The organism is Sphingoaurantiacus capsulatus, assembly GCF_042648405.1.
In the GTDB taxonomy this organism is placed as follows: domain Bacteria; phylum Pseudomonadota; class Alphaproteobacteria; order Sphingomonadales; family Sphingomonadaceae; genus Sphingoaurantiacus; species Sphingoaurantiacus capsulatus.
In genome coordinates, this window is sequence record NZ_JBHRXV010000001.1 from 213,816 (window position 1) to 225,426 (window position 11,611).

14 protein-coding genes are annotated in these 11,611 nt (G+C 68.4%); 5 read left to right on the forward strand and 9 right to left on the reverse strand.

The annotated features are described in order from the left end of the window. Positions 1–71: 71 nt before the first annotated feature. On the forward strand, positions 72–767 hold the full coding sequence (locus ACFOMD_RS01140; RefSeq protein ID WP_380855515.1) for a PEP-CTERM sorting domain-containing protein: 696 nt from the start codon (positions 72–74) through the stop codon (positions 765–767). Between the two features lie 63 nt (positions 768–830). Here ACFOMD_RS01140 and ACFOMD_RS01145 read toward each other — a convergent pair whose 3' ends face one another. The 4 genes from ACFOMD_RS01145 to ACFOMD_RS01160 all read right to left on the reverse strand — a co-directional run bounded on the left by ACFOMD_RS01145 (position 831) and on the right by ACFOMD_RS01160 (position 3,974). Beyond that, positions 831–1,217 carry a DoxX family protein gene (locus tag ACFOMD_RS01145; protein ID WP_380855518.1) on the reverse strand — a complete coding sequence of 129 codons (387 nt, stop codon included), beginning with the start codon at positions 1,215–1,217 and terminating at the stop codon, positions 831–833. A gap of 57 nt (positions 1,218–1,274) precedes the next feature. Then, positions 1,275–2,561: a serine hydrolase domain-containing protein gene (locus ACFOMD_RS01150; RefSeq protein ID WP_380855521.1), complete on the reverse strand. Its 1,287-nt coding sequence runs from the start codon at positions 2,559–2,561 to the stop codon at positions 1,275–1,277. Positions 2,562–2,627: 66 nt separating this feature from the next. Beyond that, positions 2,628–3,518 (reverse strand): DMT family transporter, encoded by an 891-nt coding sequence (locus tag ACFOMD_RS01155; RefSeq protein ID WP_380855524.1) that lies wholly within the window; start codon positions 3,516–3,518, stop codon positions 2,628–2,630. 24 nt (positions 3,519–3,542) lie between these two features. Further along, positions 3,543–3,974: a VOC family protein gene (locus ACFOMD_RS01160; protein WP_380855527.1), complete on the reverse strand. Its 432-nt coding sequence runs from the start codon at positions 3,972–3,974 to the stop codon at positions 3,543–3,545. A 139-nt stretch (positions 3,975–4,113) separates the two neighbouring features. Here ACFOMD_RS01160 and ACFOMD_RS01165 point away from each other — a divergent pair, with 139 nt between their 5' ends. After that, complete coding sequence (locus tag ACFOMD_RS01165) at positions 4,114–4,938, forward strand: flagellin N-terminal helical domain-containing protein (protein ID WP_380855530.1); 825 nt, start codon at positions 4,114–4,116, stop codon at positions 4,936–4,938. Between the two features lie 23 nt (positions 4,939–4,961). On the opposite strand, the gene ACFOMD_RS01170 is transcribed toward ACFOMD_RS01165, so the two are convergent. From ACFOMD_RS01170 to ACFOMD_RS01190, 5 genes are all read right to left on the reverse strand, one after another. After that, a complete protein-coding gene (locus ACFOMD_RS01170) occupies positions 4,962–5,714 on the reverse strand; it encodes a class I SAM-dependent methyltransferase (protein ID WP_380855533.1) in 753 nt (250 codons plus the stop codon). A gap of 25 nt (positions 5,715–5,739) precedes the next feature. Further along, positions 5,740–5,979: a helix-turn-helix domain-containing protein gene (locus ACFOMD_RS01175; protein ID WP_380855536.1), complete on the reverse strand. Its 240-nt coding sequence runs from the start codon at positions 5,977–5,979 to the stop codon at positions 5,740–5,742. Then, positions 5,979–6,584 (reverse strand): DUF2975 domain-containing protein, encoded by a 606-nt coding sequence (locus tag ACFOMD_RS01180; RefSeq protein ID WP_380855539.1) that lies wholly within the window; start codon positions 6,582–6,584, stop codon positions 5,979–5,981. Before ACFOMD_RS01180 ends, ACFOMD_RS01175 begins: the two co-directional genes overlap by 1 nt. Before the next feature lie 74 nt (positions 6,585–6,658). Then, complete coding sequence (locus ACFOMD_RS01185; protein WP_380855542.1) at positions 6,659–6,862, reverse strand: hypothetical protein; 204 nt, start codon at positions 6,860–6,862, stop codon at positions 6,659–6,661. A 730-nt stretch (positions 6,863–7,592) separates the two neighbouring features. Further along, a complete protein-coding gene (locus ACFOMD_RS01190) occupies positions 7,593–8,147 on the reverse strand; it encodes a PEP-CTERM sorting domain-containing protein (RefSeq protein WP_380855545.1) in 555 nt (184 codons plus the stop codon). A gap of 350 nt (positions 8,148–8,497) precedes the next feature. Between ACFOMD_RS01190 and ACFOMD_RS01195 the strand changes: the two genes are divergently transcribed. The 3 genes from ACFOMD_RS01195 to ACFOMD_RS01205 all read left to right on the forward strand — a co-directional run bounded on the left by ACFOMD_RS01195 (position 8,498) and on the right by ACFOMD_RS01205 (position 11,013). After that, entirely contained in the window at positions 8,498–10,297 is a 1,800-nt protein-coding gene (locus ACFOMD_RS01195; RefSeq protein WP_380855548.1) for a DUF885 domain-containing protein, read from the forward strand. A gap of 71 nt (positions 10,298–10,368) precedes the next feature. Beyond that, complete coding sequence (locus tag ACFOMD_RS01200) at positions 10,369–10,530, forward strand: hypothetical protein (RefSeq protein ID WP_380855551.1); 162 nt, start codon at positions 10,369–10,371, stop codon at positions 10,528–10,530. A 186-nt stretch (positions 10,531–10,716) separates the two neighbouring features. Then, positions 10,717–11,013 (forward strand): PspC domain-containing protein, encoded by a 297-nt coding sequence (locus tag ACFOMD_RS01205; RefSeq protein ID WP_380855554.1) that lies wholly within the window; start codon positions 10,717–10,719, stop codon positions 11,011–11,013. Positions 11,014–11,611 lie beyond the last annotated feature (598 nt).

Below are 11,611 nucleotides of genomic sequence, written 5' to 3' on the forward strand. Positions count from 1 at the left end.
TCCGGCCCTTCGGCGCGGCCCTTGCTTATAGCTCCGAAACGGCGCCAATCGGCGCCCGGAGGGGTCCGTTCATGAAATCGCTTTCGATCGCCGCCGCGGCGATGCTCGCCGTGCTGCCGCTGGCCGCGCCGGCGCAGGCCGCGGTCATCTTCACCGACAATTTCAACAGCTACGCCAACGGCGGCGCGACCAGCGCGCAGGCCGGCACCGGGCTGACCGTGCAGGCGTTCGGCGATCTGGCGGGCTGGACGAAGTCGGGCGTAAACTCGCTTCACGCCGTCAACCGCAACGGCGCCAGCGACTGGGGGCTGATGCTGTTCGGCTCGCACAACGCCTCGCCGGGCAACGCCATCCTGATGAACAGCGCCATTGCGGCCAACAGCCTGGGCGTCAACTACAGCGTCGATTTCGAAGGCGCCGCCGCGAGCTACAACAATGGCGCGCAGGGCAACCAGAACGGCGACGTGCTGCTGTTCGAAATGCTGAACGGCGTCAACGCCGTCGTTGCTTCCTATGTGTACGATCCGGCCAACTGGACCGGCGCGGCGAACAACCCGTTCACCGCGGGTGGGTTCAGCTATGTCGGTAACGGCACCGGCGACGTGCGGCTGCGCATCATCGCGCAGTCGGCACCGGGCCGCTTCGGCGGCGCCATCGACAATCTGTCGATTTCGGGCGAGGACCCGGCGCCGGTCTCGGAGCCGGCGATGCTCGCGCTGTTCGGCCTCGGCGCCCTCGGGCTCGGCCTGCGCCGCCGCCGGAAGTAAAGCTTCCGCACCAAGACGACCGAAGGGCCGGCACCGCGAGGCGCCGGCCCTTTCGTTTGCGCGCTATCGAAGGATCGGAAACACCGCGCGCAACCTCGGCTCGCGCAGCCACAGGCCGCCCCACATGAACAGGCCGAGATAGACGCTGAACAGGATGTGGCTGAACAGCGGCATGTCGGCGCGGATCTGCGTCGCCATCGCGCCGCCGAGCAGTGCCATCGTCAGCACCGCGCCGAAGATGGCGGTGCGCGGGATCAGGTAGAGGATCACGCAGGTCAGCTCCACGAGCCCGATCGCGAAGGCATAGCCGGCGGGCCATCCGAGCTGCGCCATCGTCTGCTCGGCGACCGGCATGCGCGTCAGCTTGGGCGTCACCGACGCGCCGAGCATGAACAGCGCATAGAGGCCGCTCAGCACGCGCCCCGTCCACAGCATCGCCGGTGTCGTCATCGCTCGCGCTCCCCTTCGGTTTCAGGGGAGTAGAGCAAGGCGCGCGCGGGCTGTCGACTACCTGCTGTTTCCAGCGGGCGGCGGCGCCGGCGGCAGCTTCGAACCCGGCACCTCCAGCCAGTCGGTCGGCGGCAGGCCGTAGAGGTGGTCGAAGAACTCGAGTTGCAGGCGCGAGCCGCGGCCCCAGTTGCTGTTCCACAGCATGACGATGCCGCTCTGGTCCTTCGGGTCGAACAACATCAGCGAGCCATAGCCGTCGACGAAGCCGCGGTGGCCGACGAGGTGGTGGCCCTGATAGGTGAAGCTGCGCCAGCCGAGGCCGTAGTGCGCATCCTTCAGCGCCTTGTCCATGTCGCTGCGCCGGCCGTGCGGCGGGGTGTAGATGCGCGGGCGGTGCAGGGTTTCGAGCGCCGCGGGCGAGAGGACGGCGGGCGCCGCGCCCATCTGCGCGCGCATCCATTTGACGAGATCGCGGATCGAGGAATTGACCCCGCCGGCCGCCGGCACGCCATAATAAATGTCGTTCACCGAGGTGATCTCGCGCGCCATCCGGTGCGGCCGCGCCCAGCTTTTGGCGGTCTCAAGGCCGTGGCGGTCGACGCTGGCGCTGGTCATGCCGAGCGGGGCGAACAGCCGGTCATGCGCGACGGTCGCGTAGCGCTGCGCGGTCAGCCCCTCGATCACCTCGGTCGCGGCATCGAAGCTGATGTTCTGATACTGGTAGCAGGTCGACGGCGGGCAATAGGCGGGCAGGGTGCCGAGTTCGCGGCGGATCTGCTTCGGGTCCTCGCCGCGTTCCAGCCGGTCGTCCCAGGCGTTCTTCACGATGCCGACGCGGTGCGACAGCACGTCGGCGATGCTGAGCTTCGCCGACTTGCCGGGGAGCGTCAGCGTCGTGCCCATCGAGGCGATCGGCGCGTCGAGCGACAGCCGGCCTTCTTCGGCCAGCTTCACCACCAGCGATGAGGCCACGCCTTTCGATACCGACCCCCAGCGGAACACCGTGTCGGGCGTCACCGCCTCGCCCGACCCGGCGAGCACCTCGCCATAGCCGCGCACGAACCGCACCTTGCCCTTTTCCACGGTGCCGATGGCGAAGCCGACCATGTCCGGCTGCAGCATCAACAGGCGGATGCGCGCGTCGAGGCGGGCATAGTCGACCGCCGTCGGGCCGGGCTCGGGATCGGCAGACAGGCCGACCGGCTTGCGGATGGCGGGGACGCCGTCGGTAAGCGTCGGCGAGCGTTGCAGTGCGGCGTAGATCAGCGCGGCGACGGCAATCAGCGCAAGCGCGACCGCCGAGCCGAACACCAGCCATTTGCCGCGACCCAGCCCCTTTCGCATCCGCAACTCCCGATCGATTTCGCGGCGGACCCTAGGCGCTCCGGCGGGCGACTGCCAAGCGCGGCGTCAGGCCGCGCGGTCGGGGCGGATCGCCAGCCAGGCGGCGGCGAGCAGGATCGCCATGCCGACCAGCGCGGTGGTGGTCACTTCCTCGCCGAACGCGAGATGGCCGACGAGCACGGCGATTACCGACGACGGGAAGGCGAAGGTGCCCGAGCGCGACGAGCCCCAGACGCGCAGCAGGTGCATGTAGATGGTGTAGCCGGCGAGCGAGCCGCCGATCACCAGGAACAGCCAGCCGGCGATGGCCGGCAGCGGCCACGGCGTCGTCAGCATCGCCACCGCGCGCGGCTCCCACAGCAGCGAGATCAGCAGGAGGAGTCCGCCGCCGACCAGCATGGTGAAGGCGGCGAGCCAGGTGGAGGTGTAGCGCGCCATCAGCGGCCGCGAGAGCACCGCGCCCCAGCCGTAGACGATCGCGGCGCCCGACACCGCCGCCATGCCGGCGATGCCCATGCCGCCCGAGAAGGTCGCCGCGGGCGCGAACAGGATGAGGATGCCGACGACGCCAAGCGCGATCGAGCCGGCGCGCACCAGGTCGAACGTCTCGTCGCCGAGCAGCAGCGCGAAGGCGAGCAGCGCCACCGGCGTCAGCGACATCTCCAGCACCCCGGCGAGCCCCGACGACACATATTGCAGGCCCCAGAACAGCAGGCCGTAGCAGGCGGTCATCAGCAGGATCGACACGACGAGCAGGCGCGGCAGGTCGGCGCGTGCGGGAAGCGCGAACTGCCGTCGCGCCGCGAGGAAGCCGCCGAGCACCAGTCCCGCCACCACGAAGCGCGTCGCGCCGAACAGCAACGGCGGCACCGCCGCGACGCCGACCTTGGCGGCGATCCAGGTCGTCCCCCAGATGGCGCAGAGCAGCAGGTAAAGCGCGACCTCGCGCGATCTCATGCCGAGGCTCCGCGACGGAAGCGACTAGAAGGTGACGTGCACCGCCGGTGCGCTGCGCTTGGCTTCGCCATGATAGACGGCTTCGATGTTATTGCCGTCAGGATCAAGCAGGAAGGCGCCATAATAGCCGGGGTGATATTTGGTGCGCTCGCCCGGCGCGCCATTGTCCTTGCCGCCGGCGGCGAGGCCGGCCTTGTGGAAGGCGTCGACCATCGCGCGGTCGGCGGCCTGGAAGGCGAGGTGATGGCGGCCGGTGAGCTTGCCCGCCGCCGCCTCGCTGTCGGGCGTCGAGATATAGAGTTCGTCCGCCCAGATATGGTCGTCGCCCTCGCCGCCGAGCGGCACGCCGATCACCTCGAACACCGCCTTGTAGAATGTCCGGCTCGCCTCGATGTCGGCGACCACCAACTGGATGTGGTCGATCAGCCGGCCGCGGTACAATTCCATCGTCTCCATGAGGCTCGCTCCTATGCGTGTGCCAACCTCAACGAAAGCGGTGCGGCCAGGTTTCGTTACCGCGGCGCTAAAGGTCTTTCCGAACCGGTCGTTGTTGAGCCCGTAACGAGTTTCACATCGCACCCCGAAGGATCAGATCATGACCGTCATCAACACCAACACCGCTGCGCTGCGGGCCCAGAACGGCAGCCGCGTCGCGAACAAGGAACTCGGCACGGCGATGGAGCGCCTGTCGACCGGCAAGCGCATCAACTCGGCGAAGGACGACGCCGCCGGCCTCGCCATCGCCTCGTCGATGACCTCGCAGATCCGTGGCATGAGCCAGGCGATCCGCAACTCGAACGACGGCATCTCGCTGGCGCAGACCGCCGAAGGCGCGCTCGGCGAAGTGTCGAACATGCTGCAGCGGGTCCGCGAGCTGGCCGTCCAGTCGTCGTCGGGCACCTACAGCACCACCGACCGCGCCAACCTCGACGCCGAGGTCGACGAGCTCCGCCTGCAGATCGACGACGTGCTGACCAACACCAAGTTCAACGGCGTCACTTTGTTCTCGAAGGTTGGCGGCACCGACGTCACCGTCGATGTGCAGACCGGCGCGGCCACGGCGGACAAGGTTACGCTGACCGTCAAGGGTATCAGCGCCACCAACCTCACCAACACCGGTTTCGACGTGAACACGGCCGCCCTTGCCGGCACGACGATCACCAACGTCGACGCCATCCTGACGGCGGTGAACACGACCCGCGCCACGCTCGGCGCCGGCCAGAGCCGTCTTGAATCGGTGGTCAACAACCTGACCAACAATGTCACCAACCTGTCCGACGCCCGCTCGCGGATCGAGGACGCCGACTTCTCGTCGGAGACGACGAAGCTGGCGAAGGCGCAGGTGCTCAGCCAGGCCTCGACGGCGATGCTCGCCCAGGCCAACCAGAGCGCCCAGGGCGTGATGAGCCTGCTCCGCTAAACCCGGCGGTCAGCTCCCACTTTTCACCCCGCCGTGGCGACACGGCGGGGTTTCCCTTTTTGAAGCAGCAGCGACACCGCCCAGGTCGGGCGCGAACGGCGGTCGAGCCGGGCGGAACCGACGGCGATGCCGGCGGCGGGCTCGGTGTAGGGGATCACCGCGACCTCGGTCAGCGCCAGCGGCAAGCCGGCGGCCATCGCCCGAAGGTTCTCGCGATAGGCGGCGGCGACCACCGCCGGATCATCCTCGGCAGCGCGGTCGACGATCTGCACGACCCCGCCTTCCCGCAGCCGCACGGCGGCAAGGCGCAGCGCGATCAGCTGCATCGCGACAACATAGCGGGCATCTTCGGTAAGGCCGTGCGCGCGGACCACCGGGTCCTGCACGCGCGCCGGATGCGTCCCCGGAAACCAGAGGGTGACGGCGTCGAAGGACCCGAGCGCATTGAGCGCGGGATCGGGACGCAGCAGGTCCGACTGGATGAGCGACGCCGACACGCCCAGCCGATCGGCGGCGGCGGCCAGCGCATAGGGGTTCTCGTCGACGCCGATCCACGCGTCCGCCCGCAGCGCCGCGAGGCCGTGCCCCAGCCCGCAGCCGAGATCGAGCAGGCGCGGCTGCGGCCCGAGCCGCTCGGCGAGCTGCGCATAGAGGCCCTGCCGCTCATAGTGCGCGGCGTTGATCGCCCAGCCCTCGGCATAGGCGCGGCGCGACTGATCGATCGGCGCCGGGCAGCCGGCGTCGTTCGCCCCGAGGGGCGCTGCGAAATCTGGCATGAGATGTCCTGTTCGGGCCGGCGGGTCAGCCGGCGCGTTTCAAGTCCTCGCGGCTACCCTCGGCGGGCGCATATTCGAGGATGTCGCCGGGCTGGCAGTCGAGATAGTCGCAGATCGCCGCCAGCGTTTCGAAGCGGACGCCGGTGACCTTCCCCGATTTCAGCAACGACAAATTGGTCTGGGTGATGCCGATGGCGGCGGCGAGCGCGTTCGACCGCACCTTCCGCTTCGCCAGCATCACGTCGAGGCGCACGACGATTGGCATCAGACGAACCCCTCCCGCTCTTCGTGGATCTCGTGGCCGACCTGCATGACCTGCCCGATCACGAACACCAGCAACCCGAGCACGAAAGCCTGCACGCTGGCGAGGTGCAGCCATTGTTCGTCGAGCTCATAGCCGGTGGCGTCGAGGAACAGGTGGCAGAGGAACGGCGTCAGCGCATAGGCGCAGAGCCACACCCCGACCCGCCCGAGCGTGACGCCGGCATCGCGGGTGAACACCTGTCCCTTCGCGTAGCCGCCGAACAGCGCGCGCAGATGCCAGAACAACATCAACACCGGCACATAGCGGACCAGCCCGACCAGCATGTAGACCAGCCGCTGGTCGAGCGGCAGCGAGCCGAAGGCCACCGTGTCGGCCGGGCCGCCGCCGATATAGGAACCGCTCGGCCCCATCCGCAGCAGCTCGCCCTTGTAGAAGAGCATCGCGGCGAGGCCCGCGACCATGATCAGCGCGAAAGCGGTGAACAGCGCGGTGAACAGATGCGCCAGCCCGCGGCTGCCCAGTCGCACCCGCCGCGCGGCGGCGGATTCGGGGCGCGGCGTCAGCGTGGGCTCGGGCGGCAGCTCGAACTGCAGAACGGTGGCCATGGATTCTCCCTCCAGGCCGCCACATTTATCCGCAAATTATTTTTCGTCAAACGACAATTTATTAAATGGAAAGCTCAGGCGGCCTTCAGCAGCAGCGCGGTATCGCTCAGCGCATAATGGTCGGCGACCATCGGCAGTACCGCGTCCATGTCGGCGACGATCAGGCTGCCCTTCGACCCGCACAGCTTGATGCCGGCGGGGTCGCGGTACAGTGACACCATATGGAGATCGCCCTTGATGTTGCGACCCGAAACCGACCCGATACGCTGCGGAACCACGGAAATCCTCTCATGCTGCGGCGCGGCAGGATTTCCGTGTAGCGGACGATGCTTGCGGAATTATGGCTGGCGCGGGCGGCGGCTATAGCGGGCTGCTCGCCATGCTGCACATGCAAAATGCGAAAGGCAGCTATGCGGGCCGGCGCCTTCCATTCCCGTCATACCGGCGAAAGCCGGTATCCAGACCGACCGTTCGACTGGATACCGGCTTTCGCCGGTATGACGGGTGTCGTGTGCGTGGGCCTCAGGCCGCCTTGCGGCGGCGCTTGCTTCAGGCCGCCTTGCGGCGGCGCTTGCTTCAGGCCGCCTTGCGGCGGCGCTTGCTTCAGGCCGCCTTGCGGCGGCGCTTGCTTCAGGCCGCCTTGCGGCGGCGCTTGCTTCAGGCCGCCTTGCGGCGGCGCTTGCTTCAGGCCGCCTTGCGGCGGCGCTTGCTTCAGGCCGCCTTGCGGCGGCGCTTGCTTCAGGCCGCCTTGCGGCGGCGCTTGCTTCAGGCCGCCTTGCGGCGGCGCTTGCTTCAGGCCGCCTTGCGGCGGCGCTTGCTTCAGGCCGCCTTGCGGCGGCGCTTGCTTCAGGCCGCCTTGCGGCGGCGCTTGCTTCAGGCCGCCTTGCGGCGGCGCTTGCTTCAGGCCGCCTTGCGGCGGCGCTTGCTTCAGGCCGCCTTGCGGCGGCGCTTGCTTCAGGCCGCCTTGCGGCGGCGCTTGCTTCAGGCCGCCTTGCGGCGGCGCTTGCTTCAGGCCGCCTTGCGGCGGCGGCGGCCGAGACCGAGCGCCAGCACGCCGAGGCCGAGCAGCGCCGGCACGGCGGGTTCCGGCACCTGCGCCATCAGCTCGCCGTCCTGATAGGTGCCGAAGCTACCGGCATTGAAGTTCACGCCGCGCGCGCTGATGCTGAACAGATCGTTCGACGATGCCGCCGCCTGCCACAGGCCGATCGAGAAGATACCGTCCATCATCGGGGCGTAGATCAGGTTCGCCGGCGACAGCTCGACGATCCACTTGCCCAGCATGTCCGGCGTGTAGCCCTCATAGTAAAACTGCGACGGGAAGGCGAAGTCGAACATCGTCTCGGTGCCGTTCAGGCCGCCGTACAGCGAGAAGGTCACGTCCTGCGTCGGCTGGTTGTTGAACGCGAGCCGGTACTGGATGTTGTTCTGCCCCGCGACGGCGCCCGTCACGTCGAAATTATAGATGTGCTGGTTGGCCGAACCGACCGGGATCGGCGAGGCGTTGGCGACGACCGACAGCATCGACGCGGCCAGCACGGCCGCCGCAACTTTGAACTTCATGGATGGACCCCTTGTGTATGCGCGAGCCTACGCAAGGGGCAGGCCAACAGGTCCGGAATGGCGGAAATCCGCCGATTCCGGCGTGGCGGGGGTGGTGGATTGTAACGGATTGTAAAATCGGCCGACTCTTGGGTGGAGGCTGAGAGCGGTGTCTCGGCACCCCCTCCTATCGTCATCCCCGCGCAGGCGGGGATCCATTACCGCCGACGCTTCGGAGTATGGACCCCCGCCTACGCGCAGGTGACGATTGAAGGAGGTGGCGGGTGCGAACCAGGGTTCACCCGAAGCCGCCTTGGCTTTCCCCCGCCGGCTGCTAGCTTCCCCGCGACCATCGACCCCGGGGAGCCTTCATGTTTACACGCCGCCAGATGCTCGCCTCGGGCAGCGCCGCCGTCGCGCTCGCCGCGCTTCCCGTCCGCGCGCAGGGCAATGCCGATGCGGCGGCGATGCGGTTGCTCGACGAGATCGCCGAGGAGCGGCTGGCGGAGGTGCCGGGGCTGGCGTCGTCGCGGGGGTTGGATGTGGGGCCCCGCGCCGCGCTGCGGGGGAAGCTGTCGGATTATTCGCAAGCGGGAGCGAAGCGCACGGCCGAGACCTTGGCGGCGCGGCTGAAGCAGCTCGACGGGTTTGCGGGCGCCGACCTTTCGCGGGAGACGCGGCGGCATGTCGAGGTGCTGCGCCATGCCTATCGGTCGGGGCATGAAGGGCTGAGCTTCCCCTATGGCCGGGTGTCGGTCGGCTCGTGGCTCAACTCGCCCTATGTGGTGATCCAGAATGTCGGCGCGTTCATCGACGTGCCGCGCCTGCTCGACGGCAGCCACAAGCTGGAAAATGCGCAGGACGCCGACGCGTATCTGGCGCGGCTCGGCGCCTTCGCCGGGGCGCTCGATGCCGAGACGGCGTGGTTGCAGGATGCGACGGCGAAGGGCGTCATTCCGCCGGCATTCCTGCTCGACAAGGCGCTGACGCAGTTGCGCGGGCTGCAGGGCGGCGACCCGGCGCAGAAGGCGTTCGTGACCAAGCTCGCGAAGGCATACCCTGACCGGGGTGCTGCTGCCGCGAAGATCGCCGCGGCCGACATCATGCCGGCGGTCGGGCGGCAGATCGCGGCGCTGGAGGCGCAGCGCAAAGTCGCCGGCACCGACGCCGGCGTGTGGAAGCTGCCCGACGGCGAGGCCTATTACCGCTGGGCGCTGGAGGCGGCGACCACCACCAAACGTACCCCCGACGAGGTGCATGCACAGGGCCTCGACGAGCTGAAGCGCTACGAGGCGCAGATGGACGCGCTGCTCCGCCCGCTCGGCTACACCAAGGGTAGCGTCGGGCAGCGGATGGCGGCGCTCGGCCGCGACCCGCGCTTCACCTTCCCGGAAGGCGATGAGGGCCGCGCGCAGATCCTCGCGCTCGCCCAAGCCAGCATCGACAAGATCCGGCCGCAGATGCACCGCGCCTTCGGGCGGCAGGGCGGCGGCGTGGTCGAAATTCGCCGCATCCCAGAGGCCGAGGAGCTGGGCGCGGCCGGCGCCTATGGCGGCGCGGGGTCGAAGGACGGCAGCGTCACGGGGAAGTTCTGGATCAACCTGCATTCGAATTCGCGCTGGTCGAAGTTCGCGCTGCCGACGCTCGCTTATCACGAGGCGATCCCCGGCCATGTCTGGCAGGGCGAATACAGCTTCGACCTGCCGCTGGTCCGCACCCTCCTCCACTTCAATGGCTTCAACGAGGGCTGGGGCCTCTATGCCGAGCAGCTCGGCGACGAGCTCGGCATGTATGAGGGCGATCCCGTGGCGCGGCTCGGCTACCTGCAATCGATGGCGTTCCGCGCCGCGCGGCTGGTGGTCGACACCGGCCTGCACGCCAAGCGCTGGGACCGGGCCAAGGCGGTGGCGTGGTTCGGCGAGGCGACGGGCTCGCCCACCGAGGAGGTCGAGAGCGAGATCGACCGCTATTGCTCCTGGGCGGGGCAGGCCTGCGGCTACAAGATCGGCCACAGCGAGATCAACCGGCTGCGCGACGGGGCGAAGCGGACGCTCGGCGCCAGGTTCGACCTGCGCGCCTTCAACGACGCGGTGGTGGGCGCGGGGTGGATGCCGCTGGCGGTGCTGGATACCGTGGTCGCCGAGCATGTCGCGGCCCGGCAGCGCGGCTGACAAAGTTAGCGTAAGCGTCATCAAAAAGGCGTATGATCCGAGTCATCAAGCACCGATGATCGGATGCCGTCATGTCGCAACACGAGATCGAGTATCTCGAGCGCCGGGCGCTCGAGGAACGTGAACGGGCGGAGGGAGCGAATTGCGTCGCCTCGGCGCGGTCGCACAAGGACATGTCCCGCGCCTATCGGGCGAGCGCCGACCGCTTGAGGCGCGCCGACCCGAAGCCCTGACCGCCTTGTAACAGTTGGTGCGGTTTCCCAACTGTTGGCGTGGGAATTGCCAACCATTTTCGCATGATCTAACCGACCTTTAGCCAAGCCCTTGAAATATGGGGCTGCGCTGAATTGGCACGGCTTGTGCGGAAGGGATGGCATGAACTTGGAGCGTAGAGCTCCAGACCAGACCAGGAGCCGACCATGACCGCCGCTGTTGCCAACCGCCCCTCGCTCTTCGCCCGTAAAGACACGATCTTCGGCGCCTGCGAGGGCCTTGGCGAGGACTTCGGCTTCAACGCCCAGTATCTGCGCGTCGTGCTGGCCGGCCTGATCTTCTTCAGCCCGCTGGTCGCGGTGGGCGCCTACGCCACGATCGCGGTGGCGGTGTTCGCCAGCCGCATGCTGTTCCCGAACCGCAAGCGGGCCGCCGCTGCCGCCGCCGAGCCGGTCGCGCTGGTCAACCAGAACGACGCCGCGCCGCTGGCGATGGCGGCCTAACCAACAAGCTTGGGCGGCGCCCGATCCCCCTCCCCGCGCGCCGCCCTAACCCTTCCTCTCGTCATCCCCGCGAAGGCGGGGACCCAGTCCACACAAATAGCGCCAGCGGAGCTGGCATTTTCTTCAAGGGCTGGACCCCCGCCTTCGCGGGGGCGACGATGGGTGAGAGTTCTCGGGTCGCTATTTGGCATTCCTCCCCTCCCCCGCCGGGGAGGGGTAAGGGGTGGGCCTGGCGGCGATCCGTGACCCCGACATTTACCCCCGCCACGCGAGCCCACCCCTTACCCCCCGGGGAGGGGAGGGTTTCCGCGCCCGTACAAACCTGCTCCGATTGCTCCTTACGACCGCCCCCTGCCCCTCCCCTTGATCGTCATCCCGGCGAAGGCCAGGATCCATTCTCCGAGGCGTCGGCGGTAATGGATCCCCGCCTTCGCGGGGATGACGATGAGAGAGAGTTCTCGGCGCGCCACCCGCACACATTCCTCCCCTCCCCCGCCGGGGAGGGGTTGGGGGTGGGCTTGGCGGCGGTCCGTGACGCCAACATCCACCCCCGTCACGCGAGCCCACCCCTTACCCCTCCCCCTCGGGGAGGGGAGTT

Excerpts from the sequence above, each read along its gene's own strand:
- ACFOMD_RS01160 (WP_380855527.1), bottom strand. The coding sequence starts at position 3,974 with ATGGAGACGATGGAATTGTACCGCGGCCGGCTGATCGACCACATCCAG.
- ACFOMD_RS01195 (WP_380855548.1), top strand. The coding sequence starts at position 8,498 with ATGTTTACACGCCGCCAGATGCTCGCCTCGGGCAGCGCCGCCGTCGCG.
- ACFOMD_RS01140 (WP_380855515.1), top strand. The coding sequence starts at position 72 with ATGAAATCGCTTTCGATCGCCGCCGCGGCGATGCTCGCCGTGCTGCCG.
- ACFOMD_RS01150 (WP_380855521.1), bottom strand. The coding sequence starts at position 2,561 with ATGCGAAAGGGGCTGGGTCGCGGCAAATGGCTGGTGTTCGGCTCGGCG.
- ACFOMD_RS01170 (WP_380855533.1), bottom strand. The coding sequence starts at position 5,714 with ATGCCAGATTTCGCAGCGCCCCTCGGGGCGAACGACGCCGGCTGCCCG.
- ACFOMD_RS01190 (WP_380855545.1), bottom strand. The coding sequence starts at position 8,147 with ATGAAGTTCAAAGTTGCGGCGGCCGTGCTGGCCGCGTCGATGCTGTCG.
- ACFOMD_RS01145 (WP_380855518.1), bottom strand. The coding sequence starts at position 1,217 with ATGACGACACCGGCGATGCTGTGGACGGGGCGCGTGCTGAGCGGCCTC.
- ACFOMD_RS01155 (WP_380855524.1), bottom strand. The coding sequence starts at position 3,518 with ATGAGATCGCGCGAGGTCGCGCTTTACCTGCTGCTCTGCGCCATCTGG.
- ACFOMD_RS01205 (WP_380855554.1), top strand. The coding sequence starts at position 10,717 with ATGACCGCCGCTGTTGCCAACCGCCCCTCGCTCTTCGCCCGTAAAGAC.
- ACFOMD_RS01200 (WP_380855551.1), top strand. The coding sequence starts at position 10,369 with ATGTCGCAACACGAGATCGAGTATCTCGAGCGCCGGGCGCTCGAGGAA.
- ACFOMD_RS01165 (WP_380855530.1), top strand. The coding sequence starts at position 4,114 with ATGACCGTCATCAACACCAACACCGCTGCGCTGCGGGCCCAGAACGGC.
- ACFOMD_RS01180 (WP_380855539.1), bottom strand. The coding sequence starts at position 6,584 with ATGGCCACCGTTCTGCAGTTCGAGCTGCCGCCCGAGCCCACGCTGACG.
- ACFOMD_RS01175 (WP_380855536.1), bottom strand. The coding sequence starts at position 5,979 with ATGCCAATCGTCGTGCGCCTCGACGTGATGCTGGCGAAGCGGAAGGTG.